General features: G+C 63.7%; 24 protein-coding genes and 5 pseudogenes. 15 read left to right on the top strand and 14 right to left on the bottom strand.

What is annotated here, in order from left to right; translation table 11 throughout:
- Window positions 1-127 precede the first annotated feature (127 nt).
- The 5 genes and pseudogenes from S2M10_RS08965 to S2M10_RS08945 all read left to right on the top strand — a co-directional run.
- Window positions 128-1,588, top strand: a pseudogene (locus tag S2M10_RS08965) (multicopper oxidase domain-containing protein); the annotation flags it as partial.
- Complete coding sequence (locus S2M10_RS08960) at window positions 1,578-2,891, top strand: copper resistance protein B (RefSeq protein ID WP_007407010.1); 1,314 nt, start codon at window positions 1,578-1,580, stop codon at window positions 2,889-2,891. The pseudogene S2M10_RS08965 and the gene S2M10_RS08960, both read left to right, overlap by 11 nt.
- A 47-nt stretch (window positions 2,892-2,938) precedes the next feature.
- On the top strand, window positions 2,939-3,322 hold the full coding sequence (locus S2M10_RS08955) for a DUF305 domain-containing protein (RefSeq protein WP_030541567.1): 384 nt from the start codon (window positions 2,939-2,941) through the stop codon (window positions 3,320-3,322).
- A gap of 61 nt (window positions 3,323-3,383) precedes the next feature.
- A complete protein-coding gene (locus S2M10_RS08950) occupies window positions 3,384-3,833 on the top strand; it encodes a DUF411 domain-containing protein (RefSeq protein ID WP_046407136.1) in 450 nt (149 codons plus the stop codon).
- A gap of 367 nt (window positions 3,834-4,200) precedes the next feature.
- Window positions 4,201-4,737, top strand: a complete 537-nt coding sequence (locus S2M10_RS08945) for a DUF2231 domain-containing protein (protein WP_082102658.1) — start codon at window positions 4,201-4,203, stop codon at window positions 4,735-4,737.
- A gap of 179 nt (window positions 4,738-4,916) precedes the next feature.
- Here S2M10_RS08945 and S2M10_RS22645 read toward each other — a convergent pair.
- A pseudogene (locus S2M10_RS22645) lies at window positions 4,917-5,033 on the bottom strand (DUF305 domain-containing protein); the annotation flags it as partial.
- Window positions 5,034-5,066: 33 nt separating this feature from the next.
- Window positions 5,067-6,062 (bottom strand): NAD(P)/FAD-dependent oxidoreductase, encoded by a 996-nt coding sequence (locus S2M10_RS08935; protein ID WP_314375488.1) that lies wholly within the window; start codon window positions 6,060-6,062, stop codon window positions 5,067-5,069.
- Window positions 6,063-6,273: 211 nt separating this feature from the next.
- Between S2M10_RS08935 and copC the strand changes: the two genes are divergently transcribed.
- From copC to S2M10_RS08900, 7 genes and pseudogenes are all read left to right on the top strand, one after another.
- Window positions 6,274-6,642: a copper homeostasis periplasmic binding protein CopC gene (gene copC, locus S2M10_RS08930; RefSeq protein WP_007407009.1), complete on the top strand. Its 369-nt coding sequence runs from the start codon at window positions 6,274-6,276 to the stop codon at window positions 6,640-6,642.
- A gap of 4 nt (window positions 6,643-6,646) precedes the next feature.
- Window positions 6,647-7,573, top strand: coding sequence for a copper homeostasis membrane protein CopD (gene copD / locus S2M10_RS08925; protein WP_007407019.1), 927 nt, complete (start codon window positions 6,647-6,649; stop codon window positions 7,571-7,573).
- A gap of 329 nt (window positions 7,574-7,902) precedes the next feature.
- Entirely contained in the window at window positions 7,903-8,319 is a 417-nt protein-coding gene (locus tag S2M10_RS08920; protein ID WP_348770557.1) for a DoxX family protein, read from the top strand.
- Entirely contained in the window at window positions 8,316-9,176 is an 861-nt protein-coding gene (ygiD, locus tag S2M10_RS08915) for a 4,5-DOPA dioxygenase extradiol (protein ID WP_046407130.1), read from the top strand. Before S2M10_RS08920 ends, ygiD begins: the two co-directional genes overlap by 4 nt.
- Before the next feature lie 33 nt (window positions 9,177-9,209).
- Window positions 9,210-9,508, top strand: a pseudogene (locus tag S2M10_RS08910) (DUF1971 domain-containing protein).
- Between the two features lie 57 nt (window positions 9,509-9,565).
- Complete coding sequence (locus S2M10_RS08905) at window positions 9,566-12,253, top strand: vitamin K epoxide reductase family protein (protein WP_066520820.1); 2,688 nt, start codon at window positions 9,566-9,568, stop codon at window positions 12,251-12,253.
- Between the two features lie 257 nt (window positions 12,254-12,510).
- Entirely contained in the window at window positions 12,511-14,463 is a 1,953-nt protein-coding gene (locus S2M10_RS08900; protein ID WP_046407128.1) for a cytochrome c/FTR1 family iron permease, read from the top strand.
- A gap of 127 nt (window positions 14,464-14,590) precedes the next feature.
- On the opposite strand, the gene S2M10_RS08895 is transcribed toward S2M10_RS08900, so the two are convergent.
- The 3 genes from S2M10_RS08895 to S2M10_RS08885 all read right to left on the bottom strand — a co-directional run bounded on the left by S2M10_RS08895 (window position 14,591) and on the right by S2M10_RS08885 (window position 17,919).
- Window positions 14,591-14,923: a four-helix bundle copper-binding protein gene (locus tag S2M10_RS08895; protein ID WP_066520822.1), complete on the bottom strand. Its 333-nt coding sequence runs from the start codon at window positions 14,921-14,923 to the stop codon at window positions 14,591-14,593.
- A 141-nt stretch (window positions 14,924-15,064) separates the two neighbouring features.
- Complete coding sequence (cueR, locus tag S2M10_RS08890; protein ID WP_066520824.1) at window positions 15,065-15,454, bottom strand: Cu(I)-responsive transcriptional regulator; 390 nt, start codon at window positions 15,452-15,454, stop codon at window positions 15,065-15,067.
- 11 nt (window positions 15,455-15,465) lie between these two features.
- Window positions 15,466-17,919, bottom strand: coding sequence for a heavy metal translocating P-type ATPase (locus S2M10_RS08885; protein ID WP_269430554.1), 2,454 nt, complete (start codon window positions 17,917-17,919; stop codon window positions 15,466-15,468).
- Between the two features lie 134 nt (window positions 17,920-18,053).
- Between S2M10_RS08885 and S2M10_RS08880 the strand changes: the two genes are divergently transcribed.
- Window positions 18,054-18,248: a heavy-metal-associated domain-containing protein gene (locus S2M10_RS08880; protein ID WP_007407007.1), complete on the top strand. Its 195-nt coding sequence runs from the start codon at window positions 18,054-18,056 to the stop codon at window positions 18,246-18,248.
- A 146-nt stretch (window positions 18,249-18,394) separates the two neighbouring features.
- Here the strand turns inward: S2M10_RS08880 and S2M10_RS22640 are convergent, their stop codons facing one another.
- The 8 genes and pseudogenes from S2M10_RS22640 to S2M10_RS08840 all read right to left on the bottom strand — a co-directional run.
- The gene (locus tag S2M10_RS22640) at window positions 18,395-18,547 is read right to left on the bottom strand and encodes a DUF6118 family protein (protein ID WP_007407005.1); all 153 of its coding nucleotides are present in this window, start codon (window positions 18,545-18,547) and stop codon (window positions 18,395-18,397) included.
- Between the two features lie 284 nt (window positions 18,548-18,831).
- Window positions 18,832-19,307 (bottom strand): annotated as a pseudogene (locus S2M10_RS22635) (Ti-type conjugative transfer relaxase TraA); the annotation flags it as partial.
- A gap of 90 nt (window positions 19,308-19,397) precedes the next feature.
- Window positions 19,398-19,763, bottom strand: coding sequence for a DUF305 domain-containing protein (locus S2M10_RS08865; protein ID WP_037487153.1), 366 nt, complete (start codon window positions 19,761-19,763; stop codon window positions 19,398-19,400).
- 122 nt (window positions 19,764-19,885) lie between these two features.
- Window positions 19,886-20,332, bottom strand: coding sequence for a DUF305 domain-containing protein (locus S2M10_RS08860; RefSeq protein ID WP_081796470.1), 447 nt, complete (start codon window positions 20,330-20,332; stop codon window positions 19,886-19,888).
- 152 nt (window positions 20,333-20,484) lie between these two features.
- Window positions 20,485-21,690, bottom strand: coding sequence for an acyltransferase (locus tag S2M10_RS08855; RefSeq protein ID WP_168845734.1), 1,206 nt, complete (start codon window positions 21,688-21,690; stop codon window positions 20,485-20,487).
- A gap of 77 nt (window positions 21,691-21,767) precedes the next feature.
- Entirely contained in the window at window positions 21,768-22,085 is a 318-nt protein-coding gene (locus tag S2M10_RS08850) for a sigma factor-like helix-turn-helix DNA-binding protein (RefSeq protein WP_017183481.1), read from the bottom strand.
- Between the two features lie 162 nt (window positions 22,086-22,247).
- Window positions 22,248-23,132 (bottom strand): DUF4396 domain-containing protein, encoded by an 885-nt coding sequence (locus S2M10_RS08845; protein WP_046407119.1) that lies wholly within the window; start codon window positions 23,130-23,132, stop codon window positions 22,248-22,250.
- Between the two features lie 64 nt (window positions 23,133-23,196).
- Window positions 23,197-23,439: pseudogene (locus tag S2M10_RS08840) on the bottom strand (type II restriction endonuclease); the annotation flags it as partial.
- A 215-nt stretch (window positions 23,440-23,654) separates the two neighbouring features.
- Here S2M10_RS08840 and S2M10_RS08835 point away from each other — a divergent pair.
- Window positions 23,655-24,278, top strand: a complete 624-nt coding sequence (locus tag S2M10_RS08835; protein ID WP_037486739.1) for a TetR/AcrR family transcriptional regulator — start codon at window positions 23,655-23,657, stop codon at window positions 24,276-24,278.
- Complete coding sequence (locus S2M10_RS23100; RefSeq protein WP_348770556.1) at window positions 24,275-24,535, top strand: hypothetical protein; 261 nt, start codon at window positions 24,275-24,277, stop codon at window positions 24,533-24,535. Before S2M10_RS08835 ends, S2M10_RS23100 begins: the two co-directional genes overlap by 4 nt.
- On the opposite strand, the gene S2M10_RS08825 is transcribed toward S2M10_RS23100, so the two are convergent.
- Complete coding sequence (locus S2M10_RS08825; protein ID WP_247650716.1) at window positions 24,532-24,969, bottom strand: hypothetical protein; 438 nt, start codon at window positions 24,967-24,969, stop codon at window positions 24,532-24,534. The genes S2M10_RS23100 and S2M10_RS08825 overlap by 4 nt on opposite strands.
- Between the last annotated feature and the right edge of the window lie 4 nt (window positions 24,970-24,973).

Raw genomic sequence — 24,973 nt, 5'->3', positions numbered from 1 at the left:
CTCGGCATCTCCAAGCCAACACTCTACGCCTATGTGCGATCGGCCGAGACCAAGCCGGTAGCCGCGTAGCGACGCTCGCCGACAAATAGCGCGATCAGAATGCCGCCACTTAGCGCGAGCGTTTACACATAGCGAAATGACGGGCGAGGAAATTTTCCGCAAGCTCAAGCAGATGGGCGGCGCCTATTTCAACTATCAGCGCCCGACGCTGAGCGGGCTGCTCGCCGGCCGCGAGATGCGCCTCAAGGATCGGATGGAATGGGGCAAGATGCGCATGGACCCGGCCGATATTGCGGATGTTACGGGGTCGACCTACACCTTCCTCGTCAATGGCTTTGGCCCTTACGACAACTGGACGGGCCTCTTCCGACCGGGCGAGCGGGTTCGGCTGCGCATCGTCAATGCTGCGGCGCAAACCAACTTCAACGTGCGCATCCCTGACTTGCCGATGACGGTGGTGCAGGCCGACGGCCAGAACGTCCGGCCGGTAACCGTGGACGAATTCCAGATCGGCGTCGCGGAAACCTTCGACGTGATCGTGACGCCCGAGGACCGCGCCTACAGCTTCGTTTCCGAGGCGATCGACCGATCCGGCATGGGGCGCGCGACACTGGCCCCGCGCGAGGGCATGATCGCCCCGGTCCCGCCGCTCCGCCCGCGCACGTTGCTGACCATGACCGACATGGGCATGGACATGAGCGGGATGGAGGGGATGTCCGGTATGGCGGACGAGAACCCGGTCGCAAAGCGCGGGCCGGATCCCACGTTGATGCAGAATGCCTCGCGCAACCTGTGGAAGCTCACCGGGTGGAAAGAGCCCACCGATCACGGAACGAAGGCGGTAGGCGCTGCGATGGCCGGCATGGCTGGGATGGGGGGCGACCAGATGAGCGGCGCTATGCCAGGGATGGACCATAGCCAAATGGCGGCGGGCGCTGCCGGGATGGCGGGCATGGACCATGGTCAGATGAGCAGCGGCGGCATGGCCGGGATGGATCATGGGTCAGGCGGCAGCATGGACATGAACATGCGCAACCCCAAGAACGCGCCCGGCGTCAAGATGGGGCCGGGAGTGCAGACCATCTCGCCGATGCCGAAGGACCGCACGGGCGAGCCGCCGCAGGGGCTGGAGGACGCGGATCATCGCGTGCTCACTTATCGCGATCTTGTCGCGCTCGACCGCAACCCGGACGTTCGCGCCCCGTCGCGTCAGTTGGAGATCCACCTGACGGGCAATATGGAGCGCTACATGTGGGGCTTTGACGGCCAGAAGATGAGCGACCCTGCCGACCCCATCCCGTTCCGCAAGGACGAGCGCGCGCGCGTCACCCTGGTCAATGACACGATGATGCCGCACCCAATTCATTTGCACGGCCACTTCTTCGAGCTGGTGACCGGACATGGCGACTTCGCGCCTCGCAAGCACACGGTGAATGTGGCGCCCGGCGGTAAGATGACATTCGACGTAACGGCCGATGCGCCCGGCGACTGGGCGTTCCACTGCCACAATCTTTATCACATGACCGCGGGGATGATGCGTGTCGTGACGGTTCGCCCGATGGGCGAGGAGAACCGCGATGCAGCCTAAGTTCCTCTTGATCGCTGGCGGCGCGGCACTTGGCCTCGCAAGTCCGGTGGCCGCGCAGATGGACCATTCCAATATGCCGGGCATGAAGATGCCGCCGTCAAATACGCCAGCGGTGAAAAAGCCGGCCGCTAAAAAGCCGGCCGCCAAGAAGCCCGCAGCGACCAAGCCCGTCGCGCGCAAAGCGTCCCCAAAGCCCGCCGCTAGATCGACACCGCCCGCGAAAACGGGATCGGGGGCCAAGCCCGCTGCGAATCAGCCCGCCAAGCCTCCGGCCCCTGCAACGATCGTTGCCGATCCTCACGCCGGTCATGACATGACGACCATGCCGGGCATGAATACGCCTGGAGCCAACCCCAACCCCAATACCGCGCACGACATGTCGGCCATGCCAAGTGCCTCCGGCGGTGCCGCCTCCGGCCAGCCAAGCACCAGGCAAGGCATGGACCATGGATCGATGCCGGGAATGGGCCAGAGTTCGGGCGCGATGCAAGGCATGCCGGGACACGACATGGGAAGCATGCCCTCAGGCACGGGCGCGGCGATGATCGGCACCAACCTGCAGGCCGGCACCGCTCCGCCGCCCCCCATTCCGACGGATCGTGCCGCGGACCAGGTCTACTCTGCCGCTGCCATGGCGCATTCGCAGCAGCATCTGCGGTCGATGCACGGCGGGCAGAATTTCTCGCAGGTCATATTCAACTTGGCTGAAGTCCAGATCCGGGATGGTCGCGATGCTTATCGTTGGGATGGCAGCGCCTGGTACGGTGGCGACGTTAATCGTCTGGTTCTTAAAACCGAGGGCGAAGGGAACTTTGGGAGAAGCTTGGAAAGGGCGGAGCTGCAGGCGCTCTACGCACGGGCAATCGGACCCTATACCGATTTTCAGGCAGGGATCCGGTACGACTTCAAGCCTAATCCCTCGCGTGTTTACGCGACAGTCGGTTTTGAGAGCCTGGCTCCGGGTTTCTTCGATGTCGAGGGCGCACTGTTCTTGTCTAGCAAGGGAGACGTGCTGGGCCGCGTTGAAGGCTATTACGATCAGCGCATCACCCAGCGGCTGATTCTCCAGCCTCGTGTCGAAGCTGAGTTTGCGGCGCAGGACGTTCCGGCAGACCGGATCGGTTCGGGCTTGTCGGATATCGAGCTTGGCTTGCGGCTGCGCTACGAGGTGAAGCGAGAGTTCGCCCCCTATATAGGTGTTTCGTACGAGCGCAGAGTGGGCCGTTCTGCTCGTTTTGCACGCGAGGATGGCGAGGATGCGATATCCACCAGCCTCGTTCTGGGCATTCGCACATGGTTTTGAGGCCGACTAGTCTTGTCGGGTTGGCTGAGGTCAAGAAGGAGAAGTCGATGTTCAAGACAGTAACACTTCTGGCTCTGGCCGCGACGTCGGCGAGCCCCGCTTTGGCTCAGCAGCAGATGCAGGGCATGGACCATTCGAAAATGCAAGGCATGAACCACGACAACATGCCTGGCATGAACACGCCTTTCATGCCCGCCGAAATGGCGATGCACGAAAAGATGATGAAGGCCAAGGGCGCTAATGCGAGCGAGACGTGGGTCCGCAAGATGATCGAGCATCACCGCGGTGCGATCGCCATGTCGCAGATCGTTCTCCGGGAGTCGCCCGATGCGAAGACCCGGCAAATGGCCCAGAAATCGATTGCCGAGCAGAACAAGAGCATCGGTGAACTCCAGGCGATGCTCCGGTCGATGGGCAAGCGTCCTCAGTAATAAGCCTCGTTCCTCCCGCCCCCAGCGAGGAGACGGGAGGAACGACCAAGGAGATTTTTCCATGAAGTCAGCGTTGCGATTTGCGCTTACTGCCGCAGCCTTGTTGGTTCCGGTTGCCGCCAGCGCGGCTACCCCGATCGTTATGCACCGCGACCCCGGCTGCGGCTGTTGCGCCAAGTGGGCGGCGCAGGTGCAGCAGCAGCTCGGCCGTCAGGTGCGCGTCGTCGATGATCCCAACCGCCCGGCGCTGCAGAAGCGCGCGGGCGTTCCCGCGGACGTCTCGTCCTGCCACACCGCAATCGCCGATGGCATCGCTTTCGAGGGCCACGTGCCGATCGCCGACATGAAGCGGGCTCTTTCGACCCGGCCCAAGGGCGTGCGAGGCCTCGCGGTCGGCGGCATGCCGTTCGGCTCGCCAGGAATGGAAGTGCCGGGCGTCAAGGCGCAAGCCTATGACGTGGTCGCCTTTGGTCCCAGCGGCCGCCGCCTGTTCGCCCGCCACGGCAGCTGATCGGCCGATGTTTTTTGGCGGAGTGGCATGACGCGGTCGCCGCAGCCAGCGTAGCTGTGGCGTCCAGTCCGTCTTGAAGAGCAGACGGAAAGTTTCACAAAGGAAGCTGGGCAGGTGAGGGAAGAAGGCGCGGCGTGCGTAAACTGGATTGAAACAACACGGTTCAAGGGGTTGGGTGATGGGCGGTAAACGAGGCGGGGCTTTCGCTCTACTCCTTGCGGTTGCAATCTCAGTAAGCACGTCGGCATCGGCGCACGAAGATCACGATGCGCTCGGGGCCGGTCCCGGGCCGGCCGCTAGCAGCGCAGCCGAGACGCAGAAAGCAGATGGGGCGGACGCTGGCGACGGCCACATGGGCATGGGCTCTATGTCGACCGTGGACATGAACATGGGCGGCCGCGACATCGCCGGCGACGACATGGACATGGGCGGCATGCACGAGGAGACCGCCAACAAGAACAAGACTTTCGGCGAACGGCTTGTGAGCTGGCTGGGGCGGGTGCATACCATGGTCATTCATTTTCCCATCGCCCTGTTCATCGGTGCGTTCGGGGTGGAGCTGTTCGGGTTGTGGCGCCGCAACCGGGATTATCAGCATGTCGCACACATAATGCTGGTCGTCGGCGCGCTGGGAGCGATCGTGGCGGCGTTCCTGGGCTGGTTCGCAGGCGGGTTCTACCTGACCGACCGCAACCCTATCCTGATGACGCATCGCTGGCTCGGGACATCGATCGCGGTCTTCGGCGTCGTGCTGGCTTGGATGGCAGCCCGCCACCGCAAGGGTCCCGAGCGGTCGCGGTCGTTGTATTGGGTGGTGCTTGGCCTGATGACGCTCGCGATCTCAATTCAGGGGTTCCTCGGCGGAACCTTCATGCATGGCGGAATAAACCACTTGGCGTTCTGAGGGGCCCGACGCTTAGTAGCCGCTCGCGTGTTGGCGCGGTTCGAAGGAGAATGCGGCAGCGCCGACCTTCGTGCCGTAGGATGCCGCCAGCGATCCCGGCTCCGCTCGGGCGTGTCGAGGAACCCCGACCCTGATAATAGCACACTGTCTCGATGCACTCGCGCGCGAGCCACGGGATCGTGGTACGGGATCATCGAACGGAGAAAGGCCGTGTCGCCGATCGTCGTGTGGATACGAATAAGCGCGAAGCAGCCGAAGAAGATGACAAGCGAGCCGGCGATCAGCGCTTTGTTGGCGGTGTTCGCTCGTCGCACCGCCAATGGCTCCCGCTACGTCGGCGGTACGCTCCGAGCGGAATACAGCCCGGCGAGGGCGGATGACAATCCACTGTCGCGGTCGCGCAACAGGTTATGAATTGCGGTCGCAGCGATCGCCGCTTGTCCGGCTGCGACGCTGATCTGATCGAGCCCTTCCACGACGTCGCCGACTGCGTAGAGACCCTTAACCGAGGTTTGTTGGTGGGCATTGGTTAGCACGCACCCGGATTCGCTGAGCTGTGCTCCGAGCAAAGAGGCAAGCCGCGTCCGAGGTGATGAGCCGAGTGCGGGGTAAAGCGTGTCGAATTGTAGCTCCAAGCCATTGGCCAGCCTCACCTCGACACACTCGCCAAGACGCAACTGCCCGACAGGCGAGGGGGCGACATCAATGCCCTGCTGGTCCAGCTTGGCAAGTTCGGTCGGCCCAAGATCGAGCGAGCGTTCGGCCAGAAGCGTGACCTTGGCCCCATAAGCCCTCAGGAATTCGGCTTCTTCAGCACCATGACCATCGCCGCCGAGCACCGCCACGTTCATGCGCCGGGCCTCATAACCATCGCAGATCGGGCAATAGCGGAGAAGCCCACGCGCCACGCCGATGTCATGCATCGCATCAGGCATCTCGGGACGCCGGTTGACGACGCCCGTCGCAAGGACAACGGTCCGCGCATACAGGACGTTCAGTTCGCAGCTTGCCGAGAAGTGGTCGCCTGACGCGACGATTGCGTCAATCTCACCTCTCTGGACCGTACCGCCATATTCGCGCAGCTGAGCCTGCAAACGGGCAAGAAACGTGACGCCGGAAATGCCGCCGGGAAATCCTGGCAGGTTGTGCGAGCGCGGGATGGACGCGGCGCGCCCTGCCGCCGCATCGTAGACGACGCAGCTCCTGAGAAACCGCGACAGATAGATCGCGGTCATGAGGCCCGCTGGACCACCGCCCACTATCAGACAGTCGATGACCTCCTCAGGATCTCCAGTCCAGCCCTGATCGGTCAACCGCAACCTCATCATTACCCCGCGCATGCGCCTATCAGGCCCGCGGCCACAGTTGGTTTCAGGGGAGACGCAGTGAAAAAGCGCTCCATGCTCCCTTCTGAATACGCGCTGCCACCGCCGACCCCTCATCGAGAGCGGTGCGTCGGCACGAAAAAAGATCGTGAGGGGTGACTCGTCCAGCTGCGTAATACAGGTGAGCCCAATTGAAATGGAGATTACCTAAATGCGCCGCTTGTTCATCACGACTGCCGCCGCCGCCCTGTTCTTCGTAGGCGGCGTGGCGAACGCGCATCCGAAGCTGGTGTCCGCCAGTCCCGCTGCCAACGCGGCGGTCGCGACCCCCGAGAAGATCAGCCTCCAGTTCAGCGAGAAGCTCGTGCCGGCTTTCTCTAAGGCCGACCTTACCATGGCCGCGATGCCTGGCATGGCGGCCATGAAAATGCCCAGCAGCGCCGCAGTCGGCGCCGATGGCCGGACGCTCACCATCACCCCGAAGCAGCGTCTCCCGCGTGGACGCTACAGCGTCGACTGGCAGGTCGTCTCTGGCGACACACATAAAATCACCGGCAGCTACAATTTCACGGTGAAGTGAGCGAATGCTCGACTGGCCGACCGTCGCCATCCGCTTGGCGTTGTACCTGGTCCTGGCGGCGCTGTTCGGCCTGTCGGCCTTCAGCCTCTACGGCCTTCGCCTTGGCGAGCGCGATGATGCAATCGCGCTGCGGCCTTGGCTCACGGCAAGCGCGGCGCTCGGGTTGCTTCTCTCGGCCGCTGGCCTGATCCTCATGGCCTCGGCGATGGCCGGATCTCCGTTCTGGCCGATCGATCAGGCTGCTGCGGCCGCGCTGCTCGGAGGGTCGGCGGTTGGCACCGCCTGGAAGGTGCGTATGGTGGCGCTCGTCATCGCCGGCGGTGCAGCCCTGCTGGCGCGAGGCAGAGCATCATGGCTGGCTATGGCCATGATTGCGGCAGCCGCGGCATTGGCGACACTCGCGTGGAACGGGCATGGTGCCGCGAGCGAGGGAAGCACGGGATGGCTTCACCTCACTGCGGACATCCTCCATCTCCTTGCTGCCGGTCTGTGGGTCGGGGCGCTGTTCGGATTGCTTCTCCTGATGGCGCGGCGCGCCGAGGAGATCGATGCTGCGCACCTTCGACTGACCCATCGCGCCCTGCACGGGTTTGGCTCCGTTGGTACGCTCGTTGTTGTTACCCTGGTGGTAACTGGTTTGATCAATAGTTGGCTGCTCGTCGGGCCGACCAATTTTATGGCTCTGGGAACGACACTTTACGGCCTGTTGCTGCTCGCCAAGCTAGCCCTGTTCGCCGGGATGCTGGGGCTCGCTTCCCTCAATCGGTTTCGCCTCACGCCGGCCTTTGAGCGCTCGATTGCCATGAACGACCATCGCGGGGCGCTTAGGGCGCTGCGGGTCAGCCTCGCGATCGAGACAGCCTGCGTAATCGGCATTCTGGCGCTCGTGGCATGGCTAGGCACCCTCGCGCCACCCGCGTCGGGCATGTAAACGCTATGGACCATCCGCCCACACAAGCGCCGCCCAGGCCTTCCACCTTCTTTTACCCACTTGCGCGGCTTAACCCTCGCCTCCCAAGATACCCCCCGCTTGGACTGAGCTTACGTGTCCGACGCCCTAAGTCGCCCACAGGTGCTTGCGGGACTGTCGCCTCGCGCTGCAAAGCTGAGTGTACGAGAGGATTGGTCCGGGATGGTCATTACGTTGAGTGCGCGGGACAAAAAGCATGCCTGTCGCGAGGCAAGCTCTTGATGATCCTTCATCCAAATGTTGGATTTTGAATGAACAAGCCGCGTTGACTGAGGGAACAAGGAGCGGCGATGGCCATGAACGAAAGATTGCATTTCTGGGCACCGCGAATGCTGAGTGCCCTTCGGATCGTTGCCGGTCTCGTCTTCCTTGAGCACGGGACGCAGAAGTTCCTGTCCTTCCCGCTTGGCCAAGCGGCAGGTAGTGGCTTTGCATTCGACAACCCTGGGGCATACGCGGGCTTGGTCGAGCTGGCGGCCGGGCTTCTGATCGCGCTGGGCCTGTTCACCCGTCCAGCCGCTTTCCTGGCTTCCGGCACGATGGCCGTCGCCTACTGGATCGCGCACGCGCCGCAGAACGCATTCCCGGTCAACAACGGGGGCGATGCAGCGATCCTCTACTGCTTCGCGTTCCTCTATCTCGTGTTCGCGGGGCCAGGACCTTGGAGCCTGGACGCTTCCCTCCAGCGTCGCGGGGAAGGGGCATGATGGTCGCCGGGCGGATGCCTGCACTGTTCATCGGCCACGGTAGCCCGATGAACACGCTGGAGCGGAACGGCTTCACCGACGCCTGGAAGTCGCTCGGGCGAACACTGCCCCGTCCCCGTGCACTGCTGGTCGTCTCGGCCCATTGGTATTTCGGTGCGACCGCGGTGACGGCCATGCCGAGACCTCGAACGATCCACGATTTCTACGGCTTCCCGCAGGCGCTGTTCGACTTCGACTATCCGGCACCCGGCGCGCCGGACGTGGCGCAGGAGATTGCGGAAGTGGTGAAACCGGAATGGGTTGGTCTCGACCGCGATCAGTGGGGGCTCGATCACGGCACCTGGTCCGTGCTCGCGCACCTCTACCCGCAAGCCGACGTGCCCGTGGTGCAACTTTCGATCAATGCGCTGCGCCCGCTCGAATACCATGTGGACATCGCCGCGCGGCTCGCCGCGTTGCGCGACAGCGGCGTGGCGATCCTCGCCAGCGGCAACGTCGTCCATAACCTACGAGAAATCCAGTGGGACCAGCCTAACACAGCATTCGATTGGGCAGAGCGGTTCGACGACGCCGTGGTAGCGCAGCTCGCCGACGCGCCAAGCGACATTCTGAGGGTGCGGGAGCATCCCGACTACGCGCGCGCCGTGCCTACGCCCGACCACTTCGTTCCGCTCCTCTACCTGGCAGGCCTGGCGGCCGCTGAGGACGCCCGGCCGGAACCGATCGTGCGCGGCTTTTCGATGGGTTCGATCTCGATGACATGCCACGCACTCGGCGCGAACCTACCGGTCGAGACGGACGCAGAGGACGCCGCGACGCTGCCGCGCGACGTTCCCGCCGATCAGACGAATATCTGACCTACGCGGCTACGAAGTGATGGATTCATTGTCATGAGCTCTCCGCCTCCAGAGCGACCGCTGCCCTATAAATGCACCCCTGTGTTCGACGAGAACACGCTTCCGGCCGGGCTGCGAAAAGAGCATCGCACTAAGCCTGGGGTGTGGGCGCCATTCGAGTGCGCGCCGGGCGATTGCGCTATCATGTTCTCGACCCGGCCTCGGAAACCATACTCGATCCCGATTGTCCTGGCTTGGTGCTCCCGGACCAACCACATTTTGTCGAACCGTTCGGACCGATGCGAATGCAGGTCGAGTTCTATGACCGGATGCCCGCACACGCCGCGGGTTAAGGCTGAAAAGCTGGCCTGTTAACGTTTTCAGAGACAAACGAACGAGGGTAGCAAGTCATGATCGATGGCAAAAGCAGTGAAGCCGGCAGCGGCCAGGGTGGCGGCGGCGTCGTTCTGATCACGGGTGCGAGCGGTTTCATCGCCGCCGCGCTAATTGCCCGGCTCGGCGAACGCTACACGGTTGTCGGCCTTGATCGTGCCGGTCCTCCAGACCCGCCGCCGCCCGCGGCGGCAATCGACTTCGATCTCGGCTCTGACGAGGCGGTGGGCGCCGCGCTCGAAGAGGTGCGCGCGCGGTACGGCAACCGCATCGCCTCTGTGATCCACCTAGCCGCCTATTACGATATTACGGGCGATCCCAATCCGCTCTATGACAAGGTCACCGTGCAGGGCACCCGCCGGCTGATTGACGGGCTGCAATCGTTCGAGGTCGAGCAATTCGTCTTCGCCAGCACGATGCTGGTTCATAAGCCGACTTCCACACCCGACGAGCGCATCAACGAGGACTCCCCGATCGGTGCGTCCTGGGCGTACCCACAGTCCAAAGTCGATGGCGAGGCGTTGCTGCATGAGCATCACGGGAACATCCCGGTCGTCTATATGCGCGCCGCCGGAGTTTACGACGACGACGGACGCTCGGCGTTTCTTGCGCAGCAGATATCGCAGATTTACGAGCACCGTCTGATCTCGCACTTTTATCCCGGCATGCTGTGTGCGGCACAGTCATCGGTGCACCGCGACGATTTGGCCGATGCCGTGCTTCGCCTGGTCGATCGGCGGCACGAACTTCCGGCGGAGCTGCCACTGCTCATCGGCGAGCCCGACGCGCCCGGCTATGCCGAGATCCAGGACATCGTCGGCGAGGCGCTCCACGGCGAGGGCTGGAAGACGATCCGGATTCCGCAGCCGCTCGCGAAAGCCGGGATCATCCTACAGAACGAAGCGCTCGGCAGCGACGACTTCATCCAGCCCTGGATGATCGACAGCAGCAACGACCACTATATCCTCGATATCTCCCGCGCGCGTTCGCTGCTCGGATGGGAGCCGAAACATAGTCTCCGCGACACGCTGCCCGCGATCGTTGCGGCGTTGAAGCGCCATCCGCGGGCCTGGTATCGGAACAACAAGCTCAACGAGAACCTGGTTGCCTGGCACGATAAGCCAGAGGCCGAACCTGTAGCGCCGAGCCATCAACCTACGGCGGCAGGCGCCGGGATGGCCGGCATGGATCACGGGGCTGTGGACCATAGTAGCATGGACCATGCAGCCATGGGGCACGGCCCTGGCGCGGCGGACATGGCGATGTCCGGCCACGGTGCACACGGCGATCACATGGCCATAATGGACCGGGACGAGCGCCGTGCGCGCTGGGCTCTTTACGCGAACATCGGTCTTGGGCTGTGGCTCGCCTCCAGCCCGCTCATATACGACTCCGTGACCACGCAGAGCGTCGGCGAGGCCGCGCGCTTCGTAACGATTGATCGCGGGTTGCCGTCGATTGAGTGGCGGGCGAACGCGCTGGCCATTAGCGATGTCGTCAGCGGCCTCGCCATCGCGCTGTTCGGTGCGCTGTCGCTGTCGGCCAGGACCAAGACCTGGGCGCAATGGGCGGTGGCGTTCGTCGGCATTTGGCTGTTCTTCGCCCCGCTAATCTTCTGGAGCCCGAGCGCTGCTCAGTACAACAACAACCTGCTCATCGGCTCGGCCGTGATTGCCCTGTCGGTGCTCGTGCCGATGATGCCGGGCATGAGCATGGCGGGCATGATGGACCCCAAGAACATCCCGCCTGGCTGGACCTATTCGCCGTCCACTGACGCGCAGCGGCTGCCGATCGTCGCCATGGGCCTGATCGGCCTTCTCACCTCGCGCATCCTGACCGCTTACCAGCTCGGGCACATCGATACAGCCTGGGAGCCGTTCTTCGTCGGATCGCTGACCGACCCGCGCAACGGCACTGAGGAAATCATCACTTCCGACATGTCGAAGGCGTGGCCGATCGCCGACGGCGGTCTCGGCACCATCAGCTACGTGCTCGAGATCCTGATGGCAGTGATGGGAACCCGCGATCGCTGGCGCACCATGCCGTGGATGGTGACCTTCTTCGGCATTCTGGTCATCCCGCTCGGCGTCGTCAGCATCTACTTCATCATCAGCCAGCCGATCGTCATCGGCACGTGGAGCACGCTGGCGCTGATCGCCGCGCTCGCCATGCTGATCATGATCCCGTTCGCGCTCGACGAGGTGATTGCGATGGGTCAGTTCCTTCTCTGGGCGCGCCGGCAAGGCAAACCGCTGATCCGCACCTTCTTCCAAGGCGACGCGATCGCGGCCGGCGGAGAGGACACCTCGGACGCGATGGCCTCGCCAAGCACCTTCTGGGCGGACGCGAAGAAGGGTCTGACCCTGCCATGGACGCTGACTGCGAGCATCGTCATCGGCGTCCTGCTGATGCTCACCCGGGTATTGTTCGGCACGGAAGGCGGGATGGCGAACAGCGATCACGTTGTGGGTGCGCTGGTCATCACGGTCGCGATCATCGCCACAGCGGAGGTTGCCCGCGTGCTGCGGCTGATCAATGTCGCGTTCGGAGCCTGGCTCGTGGCCGCGCCTTTCCTCCTGGACGGCGTTGGTCACCTTGGTGCCGTGGCCTCGGTCGTAGCGGGCATTGCGCTCGTCGGCCTCAGCTTTCCAAGGGGGAAGCGCAGCGCCGAGCATTATGCAGGCTGGGACAAGTACGTGATCTGAAAGTATCCTCGATCACTGCTGGCTCCATTGCGGACCTTGATCGCGCATCGCACCGTCTCGCGTGCCTTCGTCGCCGCTTTCTTGCGTCGTTCAATCGGGACTGGTTCACGGTCACGATCTGTCGCCGGCGACGATCGCCCGTTGACGCGGCGATGTTCATCATCGGCTGCCTTGGTGATCGCGCCCTCCGCCCAATACTGCTAATGAGAGCTGTTCGCATAGTGCGCGACGAGTAAAGCTTGGAGACGATCACCCATATGCCGTCACTTCGGGTCGCGCTGATTAAGCCTGCACTCGCGCTGGTCGCGTCGCTTATGCTGCTGTTGATTCCCGCTGCGGCGACGGCCGATCCCGGCGACGTGCAAACCGCTTGGCGTCTGCTCGATTATATGGCGGTCGATTATGGCGGTGCGGTCGCCAACGGCGCGGTCACAAGTGCGTCCGAATACGCGGAGATGACGGAGTTCGCCGCAGGCGTGTCCACCCGCCTGCGCGCGCTCCCTGCGACACCTGAGCGGCAATCCCTGATCCAACGGGCTTCGCAGCTCCAAGGCGTGATTGCCCGCAAGGGCTCGGCCCAACAGGTCGCGGCGCTCGCCTACGGGCTCGCCGCCGATCTGCTCAAGGCCTATCCGGTTCCGCTCGCCCCGGACAAGACACCGGACATCTCCACAGCAGGAGCGGTTTTTCGACAATCCTGCGCGTCCTGCCACGGCATGACAGGCAACGGGCACGGTCCCGACGCCGCCAAGCTCGACCCGCCACCGATCGCCTTTACTGATGCCGAGCGAGCGCGCCAGCGCAGCGTGTTCGCGCTCTATCAGGTGATAAGCCAAGGCATCGACGGAACCGCGATGCAGAGCTTCGTCGATCTGTCTAGCGATCAGCGCTGGGCGCTCGCGTTCCGCTCCGGCAGCTTCGCCTCCACCGACGCACAAGCGGTCGAGGGTGAGCGGCTGTGGAAGTCGGACGCGAGCTTGCGGGCACGAATTCCCGACCTGAAAACCCTGGTCGCGCTCACCCCCGCCGCGCTTGCGGGCAGCATCGGGCAGGTGAAAGCCGACGCGGTGCTCGCCTATCTGCGTCGCCACCCCGATCAGGTGATGCAACAAGCCCCAAGCCCGCTCGCCGTGGCGCGCGCCAAGCTTGCGCAAAGCCTCGCCGCGTTCCAGCGCGGCGACCGGCGCGCTGCAAAGGAACTGGCGCTGTCCGCCTACCTCGACGGGTTCGAGCCGATCGAACCGACGCTCTCGGCGCGCGACCCGAACCTCATGTCCCGGATCGAAGGCGCGATGGGAGAATATCGCGCCGCTGTGGAGAGCAGCACGTCAGCCGATGACGTGACCGAACGAGTGGCAGTGCTGGGCGGCCTGTTCGATGATGCCGAGGCCGCGCTCGCGCCCGACGCCGCGACGCAGGCGTCCACCTTCTTGGGAGCCTTCACGATCCTGCTGCGCGAAGGGCTGGAAGCTCTCTTGATCGTGGTGGCCATGATTGCGTTCCTCCGCAAAGCGGAGCGGCCGGAAGCCATGCGCTATGTGCATGGTGGCTGGGTCGGCGCGCTCGTCGCCGGCGGGATTACCTGGGCGGTTGCCACCTATGCGATCGGTATAAGCGGCGCGAGCCGGGAACTGACGGAAGGGTTCGGCTCGCTGTTCGCGGCCGTGGTCCTGCTCTCGGTCGGAATCTGGATGCACGGCAAGGCACAAGCTGATCAATGGCAACGCTATATCCGCGAGAAAATGTCACGGGCGCTATCGGGCGGGTCGGGATGGTTCCTGTTCGGGCTCGCATTCCTGGTTGTCTATCGGGAGGTATTCGAGACGATCCTTTTCTACGCCGCGCTCTCGACACAGGGGAACACCGCGATGCTGCTGGCCGGGGCCGGCGCAGCGATCAGCCTTCTCGCCGTCATCGCCTGGGCAATGCTCCGCTACAGCCGGACGCTGCCGATTACGCAGTTCTTCCGCTACAGCTCATGGCTGATGGCCGCTCTGACGGTCGTGCTGGCCGGTAAGGGAGTCGCTGCTCTCCAAGAGGCGGGGATCATCGACATAGCGCCGCTCGCCAGCGTGCCACGTATCTCGATGTTGGGCCTGTTCCCGACATTTCAGTCGGTGCTGGCACAACTCCTGATGCTTGCCGCGATCATGATCGGGTTCGCCTGGAACCGCCGCGCCAAGCCGCGGACGGGCGGGCCGCTAGCCTAGCGGCAGGGCAGGTGACGCCCCTCTCTAAAGCGTTGCTGCCAACCCTGACCGTGCATAGCACCGTCTCACGCGCCTTGGCTCGCAATGTAACGGGAGGGCGGCGGGGAAAGCGCCGCCCTCGGGCCATTTACGCGGCCATCTTGTCGCAAGCGTCGGCGCACTTGCGACACGCGGCGACGCAATCCTCCATGCCGTCCAGCCCTTCGCAGCTCGACGCGCACGCCCGGCAAATCTCGGCGCACTCGCGGCAGATATGCCGGTGGTGCTCGGACTTGCGCGCCATGAAGTCGATCGCGACACTGCAAATCTGAGCACAGTCCAGCATCAGCTTCATGTGCTGAGGCTCGGCGTGTCGCCCGCCCGCCTCCAGGCAGTGATTCATCGCCATGTGAAGGCAGGTGATGTGGCATTCATGGCAGGCGTCGATGCACGCCTTCATCTCGGGATCGATCTGATGCATTGTCTTTCCTTCCATATGCGCCCCCCTCCCCTTGTATATACGCGGTACTTGGCGCTATCCCTCGCCGCGGTTTGGACTTCACCGTCCTTACGGCTCGGACCATCGTCCAAGGTCAACCCTTTTCTTTAGCGCAACGCAGACTCACATGTTCCACTCCGATCGCAAGATCGGGCAATCCGGTCGATCTCCGCCCGCGCAGCGACGCGCCAGATCTTCGAGCGACTTGCGCATCGCTCGGAGCTCGTGCTCCTTGCGCTCCATCTCCGCGGCTCGTGCAAGCGCGAGGGCCTTGACCTCACCACTCGCCCGATCGCCGTCCTGCCACAGCGCGACGAGCTGGCCGATCTCCGAAATTGGAAAGCCCAGATCGCGTGCGCGGCCGATGAAGCGCAACATGTGGACTTCGCGTTCGTCATAGTCGCGGTAGCCGGAATCACGCCGCGTGGCCTTCGGAATGAGGCCGATCGCCTCATAATGGCGGATCATCCGCTGGCTGACGCCCGAAGCTTTGGCCGCCTGTCCTATATTCACGTATCGCCTCCTCAAGCCGCTGTCGGACGCCAACGGCGAAGCGTCAGAGCATTGGCGACGACGCTGACACTCGACAGCGCCATCGCCGCGCCGGCGATCACCGGGCTTAGATACCCGAACGCTGCCAGCGGGATGCCGACCAGGTTGTAGATGAACGCCCAGAACAGCCCCTGGCGGATCTTGGAATATGTCCGTTTGGAGATGTCGATCGCGTCCGCGACCAGGCGCGGATCGCCCCGCATCAGCGTGATGCCCGCTGCGTGCATCGCAACGTCTGTTCCGGTTGACATGGCGATGCCGACATCTGCTGCAGCGAGGGCAGGGGCGTCGTTGACGCCGTCCCCGACCATCGCGACCGTGCGGTCCCCGCCCCGCAATGCTGCTACCGCATCCGACTTTCCTTCCGGCAGGACATTGGCAACGAAATCGTCGATGCCGAGCTTGGCCGCCGCTGCGCGGGCGCTTCCCGCATTGTCTCCGGTCAGCATCACGCTGCGTATGCCACGGCCATGCAGCGCCGCCACGGCAGCAGCGGCGGAAGCCTTGACCTCGTCGCCGAACGCCAGAAGGCCGAGAAGGCGGCGTTCGGGCGCGCGTTCCGCGACCCAGGAGACCGTCCGTCCCTCGGCTTCCAGCCTGGCCGCCTCACTCGCCAGCGGTGTCATCACGATAGCTTCGTCGTCCATCAAGCGCGTGCTGCCGAGGATCAGGTTGCGGCCGTTGACGTCTGCAGCAACCCCGCGGCCGGGCAGGCCGCGCATCCCGTTGGCGCGGGCGGGTTCGACGCCTTCCGAGCTGGCCCACGCCAAGACGGCCCGGGCGAGCGGATGCTCGCTTCCAGCCTGAAGCGCCGCGGCGAGCGCGATCAGCTCGGCGCGTTCGGCCCCCTCGGCCGGCAGTGCGGCCAGCAGCGAGGGCTTGCCCTCGGTCAGCGTGCCGGTCTTGTCGAACGCGACGATGTTGATGCGGTGCGCGGTCTCCAGCGCCTCCGCGTCCTTGATGAGGACACCGGCCCGCGCGGCAACGCCCGTGCCGGCCATGATCGCGGTCGGCGTGGCCAGGCCGAGCGCGCACGGACAGGCGATGACGAGCACCGCGACCGCGTTCAGGATCGCGACTTCCACTCCGGCGCCGGCGATCAGCCATCCGGCGAGGGTAAGCGCGGCTATGACGAGGACGATTGGCACGAACACGGCGCTGACCTTGTCGACGAGCCGCTGGATCGGAGCCTTGGCGCCTTGCGCGCTTTCGACCAGGCGCACGATGCGGGCGAGGGTGGTCTCAGCCCCCACCGCCGTCGTCTCGACCAGGATGAGCCCGTCCGCGTTGATCGATCCGCCGGTCACTGGGTCTCCAGCGGCCTTGGCGACCGGAAGGCTCTCTCCGGTGAGCATGGATTCATCGACATGGGTCGCTCCCTCGATCAGTCGTCCATCGACGGGGATGCGCTCCCCGGGCCGGACGCGGACGCGGTCACCCGAGCGCACCTCCGCCAGGGCAATCTCTCGTTCGCTGCCGTCGGTGCCGACAACGCGAGCCTGGTCGGGCCGCAGCGCCATCAGCGCGCGGATCGCCTCTCCGGTCTGACGCTTGGCGCGGCCTTCGAGCCATTTGCCGAGCAGGATAAGGGTGATGACGACGGCCGAAGCCTCGAAGTAATAATGCGCATCCATGCCGTGCATCGGCGCGAACAGCAGCTGGTAGAGGCTGAGCCCGTAGGCGGCCGATGTGCCGATCGCGACCAACAGGTCCATGTTGCCGGTTCGGGCGCGCGCGGCCTTCCAACCCGCGCGATAGAAGCGCGCGCCCAGCCAGAACTGCACGGGCGTCGCGAGCAGCAGCTGGATCCAGCCCGGCACCGCCACCTCGATACCGAACGGGGCCAGCAGCATCGGAACGACCAGCGGCAGCGACAGCGCCGCGGCGATCAGCACGTGGCGGAGCTCTCTTGTTGCGGCTGCGTCGCGGCGGGCGTCCTCGGCGCTTCGTTCCGCCTCCGCCGATCCGGTGCGCGCGAATGCGGTGTAACCAGCGCTTTCGACGGCCTCGACCAAGACATAAGTGGGGACGCCACCCACCGTTTCGATCCGCGCCGTCTCGGCTGCCAGGTTGACACTCGCGGAGCGGACGCCGGGCACTTTCAGCAGCGCCTTCTCGACCCGGCCGACACATGAGGCGCAGGTCATGCCCGTGATCGTCAACTCGGTCGTTTGCGTCAACGGGGTGTAGCCCGCCGCAAGAACCGCATCGGCTACGGCAGCGACATCGGATCGTCCATCGACGAACTCGACGTTCGCGCGCTCCGTCGCGAGATTGACCGAGACGCCGGCGACGCCCGGCACCCCGGCGATGGCGCGCTCCACCCGCCCGACACACGTCGCGCAGGTCATGCCATCGATGGCCAGCGACAGCCTGTCTTCGCTTCTCGCCTGTGTCTGCATTGGCAGCTGCGCCGGGGCGCTCATGGTCGTCTCCACTACTGAGTCGATGGCCTTATCGTCCCTCACATCGTGTCAAGGTCAACAGCTAAATACACCCCTTGACCCTGACACAGTGTCAAACCCCACATCTGCTTCATCCACCTCATGGAAGAACGAAGATGATCGATTTCAAAGTTCAGGGAATGACCTGCGGAGGCTGTGCGCGCGGTGTGACCAGCGCGCTTCAGCGCGTCGATGCCAAGGCCGTCGTCAACGTCGACTTGGCGAGCAAGACCGTTTCGGTAAACTCGACGGCCGATGTACAGCAACTCAAGCGGGCCATAGAGAAGGCCGGCTTCGCGGTGACGCAATAGAGAGCCCTATTTTGCCTGAGGGCTTTCGGGGCGGGCGCGTAAAAGGATTGTGCGTTGATCCGCACGCGCCCGCCTCGCGATCATAAGTGCACCGGCCTGAAACGGTCATGACACCGGCTGAAGCCTCAAAAGTCCGCGTTGTTACTTTATGGGGCGGGCGCGACCTTGACGGTGCATCGCACCGTCTCACGGGCTTTCGCAGCAGCTTCTACGCACCTTTCAATCGCTTCGCGATTAACCGTCACGATTCTGTCGGCCGCGACGATCCCACGGAACGCGGTCGGGCTGGCGCTCTGCATTAGGCGCTGCCCTGCTTCCCAACGTGGTAGGCCGAGCGTTCACGCCGCGATGCGCTGCGCCATCTGCTTGGGCGTCATCGCCATGACCGGGGCTTTGGAAAGAATATGGACAACATGGTCGATGCGGCCGGTCGCCGTGTCCACGCCCTGCTGAAGCACGCCAAGCGCCTTGCTGTAGTCGGGCACGTTGATCGCGCGGCGCGCTCGGCCGCCAAGCCCTCCACGGCACGGCGTAGCAATGCCAGCTCACGGTCCTGACCTTCTATCGCGGCACGCAACCGGTCGAACGCGCGGGCCTGGTCCTGCTCGGGCCGGGCATGGTCGCCCGCCATGTCCCTTGCCCCGGTCGCGCGACAGGGCGCGGACGAGCTGGCGCTGGTCGGCGAAGTCGCGCGGCCGTAATGGAGATGCACGTCGTCGCGATGCCGCGACATGCCGACATAGGCGCTGTGCCGGTCCATGCCGGGGGTGGCGAGGACAGGGGCGCGATCGACCGTCACCCCCTGCGATTTATGGATGGTGGCGGCATAGCCATGATCGACATGGGCATAATCCTTGGTGTCGAACGCGACACCGCGCCCGTCATCGAGGCGCACCGCCATGCCCTCGGGCGATACCCGCTCGATCGGGCGAGCGTGCCGTTCTTGACCCCCATGCCCCGTTCGTTGCGAAGGAACATGATGCGGTCGCCGGTCGCGAACTGGCGTGTCCCCCGCTCGGCCTTCACCGTCACGTCGCCGCCAAGGTCGTCCGACGAACGCCCAGCGCCAGCGCGGCGATCAGGTAGCGCATACAGATCTTGGTCGAAGCATCGTTGGCGGTCCCGTCCGATTGGAGCGGGACCATGCGGTTATTGAGCAGGCTTGCCCATTTTGCGGAGCATCGCATTCAGGGTCGCGATTTCGCGGTTCTGGCTTGTGATGGCTTTCTGCGCCTCGCCCCGGACCTCTGCATTCTGGGAACTGCGAAGCGCGATCTGCGACATCGCGACCGCACCGCGGTGATGCTCGATCATTTTGCGAATCCACGTCTCGCCGGCATCGGCTCCCTTCGCCGCCATCATCTTCTGGTGCATGTCCATCTCGGCCGGGCCGTAGGGGTTGGCCGCGGTTGGCTGCATCATCTTGGAATGATCCATGCCTTGATGGTTCATGCCCTGATGCCCCGCCTGCTGGGCTAGGGCCGGGGTAGCGAGCAAGGCAAGGGTCGCCAGCACGGGTACAATACGCAGCTCGATCTCCTCGGGTCGTGTCAATTTTCTACGCGCCGGAAGCGCGCCCCCCTCATCCGCCGAAGCGATAATCGTTGGGTGGCTTGTCCTATCAGTCGCGCTTCGGTTCAAAGCCGGGGAAGAATGGCCTTCATCTGATCGATCTCGCGGCGCTGCCCCTTGATGATTTCGCCGCATAGCGCTTTCAACTCGGGATCACGGAGCGACGCCTCTTGGCACATCAGGATCGCGCCCGAGTGATGCGGAATCATCGACCGCGTGAACGCCCGGTCTCCGATCGTCGTCTGCGTCCGGATCAGCGCGTAGCTGCCGAGGAAGACCGCGATCGAGCCGATAATTAGTGCGCTGTTCGCCGCCCTGGAAGGAAACATATGGCGCATGGCGAGGATCATCGCGACTACCATCGGCGCGACCATCATCAGCGTCATATAGAACATATTCAGGTTGTTGTAGAAGCTGCCTAAACTGTCGATCATCACGAACATAACGAAATACATGATGATGCCGCTGACGACGGTCTGCACCGCCAAGCTCACATATGCGTTCTTCATCATCGCTACTCTCCCGTGTTGATGCCGCCCGCCCGCATAAGTGCGCCGCGCCGTGTCGCGCGTCGCCGGACAGGCTAGCGCATCCATAACAGTCAGTGGATGATACGTGCGTAATCCATCCACCCCTCACCGATTCGACAAGCCTTGCTGCAGTTCTAGGATACCAAACGGCCCGCGCACGCTTTCTGGACGGTCAACAGCTTGGCGTAGAAGAAGGTGCGTACCCGCGCGGTGTGCCGTTCGGTGAGAGTCGCAAACAGACCACAGGCAAAAACTGCAAGTGCGAGCGTAGCGCCAACAAGTGCGATGTTGCCCGCCGTTGGTGGTAAGCGCTCAGAGCCCACTAACAACGCTGCGGCGAATGCCATGATTGGAAAGTGCATGGCATAGAGTGAAAAGCTGGCTTTTGCTCCATAACCGGCGAACGGTCGCAACCAGCGCGGCGTTGGCGGATTCGCTCGTAGCAATATATATAGAAAAAGTGCGAATGCGCCCGCCAGTGCCAGTTCAAGGCCCTCCAGTCCGACAACCCGCACAACGATAAGTATTGCCGGTAATATGCTGCTCGCAATGATCAGCCAGGTGCGGCCAATCGGTGATCGGGGAAAATTCGTCAGATGCGTTTTGGTCATACCATGAAGCGCAGCACCACAAAGCCAACAAGCAAAGCCGATCAGCATGAATGGCGTAATCCAGGCCAGACCGATAAAAATTAAGAAGATTGACGGGCGACGTTGCCTCCAACTGACGACAATGGCCGGAAACCAGATGTAAAACCAGAATTCATAAGCGAGGCTCCAAAGTGGTCCGTTAGTGCCGAACGGCGCAACCACGATGCCCTGCAAGAAGAGAATGTTGCCTAGCAGCACATGCCACTCGAGCGCGCCGACGACATCCTTGCGCAGCACGTAAGTCTCGGTCGTGCCGAGATGGGTCGATGACTCGAGGGCGTAGAGGCCCACCGCGTCGAGCGCTCCACCGATCACCAATGCCGGCACTAGCACGACCAGCAATCGCGCAAGGCGGTCGATCAGGTAGCTTGACCAATGCCAATCCCCGATCCGTCTGTCGATACTGCGCGCGATCCAGAAGCCGCTGAGCACGAAGAAAAGAATGACGCTTGCATGCGCATAACCAGCCAAAAAATAGCCGGCCGAAGCCGCGACCGAGGCTTGCCCGCAATAATCTTCGATGAGGAGATACCAAGCATGTGCGAACGCGACTACGACTGCCAGGACACAGCGCATGGCATCCATAACCGCAAAAGCGCCCTGACCCGACTTCTGGTCGCCGCGCTCCATGTCTTGCCCAGATTTGGTCGAAAAGCCGTCTCCGCGGCGCGCATCCGTTGTATCCCCCATGCATACGATACGACGGCAGATCGCTTACCCCTCAAACTCGTGCCTTCTTTTTTGCCGAACAGGGTGGGGCCAAGCTGTTACGACAGCGATGCTGCCCGTTGGCGGGCGCGATAGAGACGCGTTTCGGCCGCCTTCTCGCTTATGTCGAGTATCAGTGCGGTTTCGACTTGGCTGATGCCCTCGATAGTCCGGAGGACCAGCGATTCCTTCAAGGTCGTTGGCAACACGGCGATGGCACGTGTCGCCCGGTCCAGTTCCTGTCGATTGGCTACGGCGTCTTCAATCGCGTTTCGGTCTCCCGGGACAGCCTCGGCCTCCCTGCCAATTGGCACCGCCAATGACAAATTGCCGCACGGCGTGCTGGCCACCCATTTAAGGCAATGGTTCATCGCCATGTGAAGGCAGGGCACATGGCATTCGTGGCAGGGCGTCCATGCACGCCTTCATGTCGGGGTTGATCTGGTGCATCTCTCTACCTCCGTGTGAGTCCCCGCCTGCCCCTGATACGCGCGCCGCGGAATCACCCCTTGTCGCGATCTCCGTCGATCGAGGCGATGCTACATCGCCCATCGGCCGAACAGCGTTGCAACTATGATGCCCGCGCCAAGCATTAGGAGCGTCAGCGCCGTCATCGCGACGATCTGCGGTCCGGTCACGCGCGGGCCCGTCCCCATGCCGCTCATCCCTGCCATCGCATCGTGCTTCATGTCCGGCATCGGCGTAGCCGATTGCCGGTCCGCGGCGACCTCGTGCCCGCCATGCCCGAGTACGCGCACCGTGCCCATGCCGTGCTTCAACCGGACGCCGACAAGCCAAAGGTTGATAGGGTAGGCAACGGCGAAGCCGACAAGCGTCGCAAGCGACATGACGCCCCAAAAGCGAAGCGAGTTGGCGTGCATCGCAGCCATGTCCCGGCTCATCAACACCACCATCGTCGGGATCATGCCGGCCATAACGGCATTCATCGAAAGCCATTCGGGGATGAACGACATGCGAAGCGCCCCCCAATAGGAACCGCCCGCCATGTCGCGCATGAACAGCGCCTGGAAAATCAGCAGCCCGAACGCGAAGCCGAACACATATTCCGCAATCACGTCCTGCCACATCGGCAGGCCGAGTGCCGTGGTGATCGCGGCCGCGGCGATGACGCCGGTCGCGTCACCCGCCATGCAATGAATGGCCGACCCGAACGCCTGCTTCCAGAGCGGCCGAACGAAGTCCTCGTGCCGCTCGTTCGCCGGTTCCTGGCAGGACAGGACATAGGCCGCGGCCATGATCGGGCCGCCGTAGAGCGTGACCAGCAGCCACCCCCATTTCATCACCCGCAACTCGGGGTTGCGGGTGAAGGCATCCCACGCGACGTAAGCGACCGATATCGCGGTCAGCACGAACCATCCGATCAACACGGCGTCGAGCCAGGGGGCCGGGGAAGGCATCGTCATGGCAGCTCTCCTCTACATGCTAGAGGATACGTGGCTCCCCGCGCCAGCCCTCGCGCGGGGCGTGTCAGGCGAGCTTGCTGGATACGGCCTTGATCGCCTTCAGCCCCGATCCGAACCGCGCGATGGCCTCGCGGTTCCTCTCCAGCTCGCCGTAAGGGAGGTAGGATATGTCGAGGTCGGCGACGCGGCTGAACGCGGGCCGCTGCAATTGCGCACGAACGTCCGCCTCGCGCGCGTCGGGCGCGACGAGGAACAGTCCCGCGGTCGCGTGAAGGTCGCTACCGCTCAAGGCCAGGTCGAGCAGCCGCTCCTCGTCTTCGCCGAGAACCTCCACGTCCGGGGAATAGCCAATGTAGGTTTCAGCCAAGGGCACTCCTTCGCGTTTTAATTTCGATACTGCGGACGATTTCGGGTCGAAATCGCCGTTGATTTCGGATATCAGTTGATATCTGGTTTTTACTGAGAACGCGGAACCGCCGAAAAGGTTTCGCACGTCTCGCCCGTTGGTTGGAGAACGAACCCATGCCGCTTACGCGCAAGGACACGCAGCGCCAGACGCGGGACCGGCTGATCGCCGCCGCACATACCTCGATCATCGAGGAGGGGGTCGCCGCCATGTCGATCCGCAACATCTGCAGCGCGGCCGGCCATTCGCAGGGTGCCTTCTACTCGAACTTCGCCAGCAAGGACGATCTGCTGGTCGAGATCCTGCAGAGCCATATCCAGGATGAGGTCACACTGCTTCGCGACCTGGTCGCGCACTGCTCCGGCGATGATATCGAGGCAACGCTCCAGGTGCTGGCCGCCCGGCTCGCGAAGCTGGCCGGTGAAGCGCAATGGTCGCTCCTCTCGATCGAATTGCAGCTTCACGCGCGGCGCGATCCGGCTTTCGCCGAGCGGCACCGGGAGGGCAAGGCGGCCTGCTATCGGATGTTCGGTGAACTCGTTGCCGATCTAACGCAACGCTTCGCACTTCGACCGGCCTTGCCGCCGATGCAGACCGGTATCGGTCTTTACGCGGTCTGGATGGGACTGGCGGTGCAGGGCGATGTCGAAGGCGCCATGCCGCGCGACGAGATGCTCGTCGGCTTCTTCCGCGCCATGGCAGGACTGGGTTCGTCGCATGAGGAGCAGGCGTATTCGTGAGCGGGATCGTGTCAGATCGTCGACGCATCGGCTGCGATGAGCACGGACACCCACTCGTCGGCGAGGTGGATGAGCATCGGCGCTTCCATATCCGCTTCCGCGCCCGGGACGCCGACATCGACGAACTCGGCCATGTCAACAATGCGGTCTGGGTGACCTGGATTCAGGATGTGTCGGTGGCGCATTGGCTGACGGCCGCGCGGCCGCAGGATCGCGACCGGTTCGTCGCGGTCGTGCTGCGCCATGAGGTCGACTAGCCTTCGCCAGCCGCGCCATGTCCGCTCCAGGCGAGGGTCGCGAGCGCGAGCGCGCCTGCGAGAGTAGAGGCGATGAAGGCGGGACGTGATTGCCGTCGATACAAGAGGACGCAGAATAGGAGGACAAGGAGCGCGACAAGGCGCGCCTTCAACGCCGCCCCCATGGCCGTCTCATTGATGAGATCACCCAGCAGGGCGAAATCAGGCTGTGTGAGCGGCAGTCCGGACATGGCCGCAGCCTGCACCGCAAAGCCCAACGCAGATAGCAGCAGCCCGAAGCAGGCAAGACAGGCCACCATCGCCCCCATCGGCAGATGCCGCTGCACCGTCCGGCCGCCACCTGGGGCATAGAGCGCGAACAGCGGCAGGCCGAACAAGAGGCCGAGATCGGCGTACAGCGCCCAGCGGATCGCGATGCCTGCTACCTCACTCATTGGC

The organism is Sphingomonas sp. S2M10 (assembly GCF_012650175.1).
GTDB lineage: Bacteria > Pseudomonadota > Alphaproteobacteria > Sphingomonadales > Sphingomonadaceae > Sphingomonas.
The sequence above is the reverse complement of the archived record's forward strand: the minus strand, read 5'-3'. Positions and strand labels throughout refer to the sequence as shown.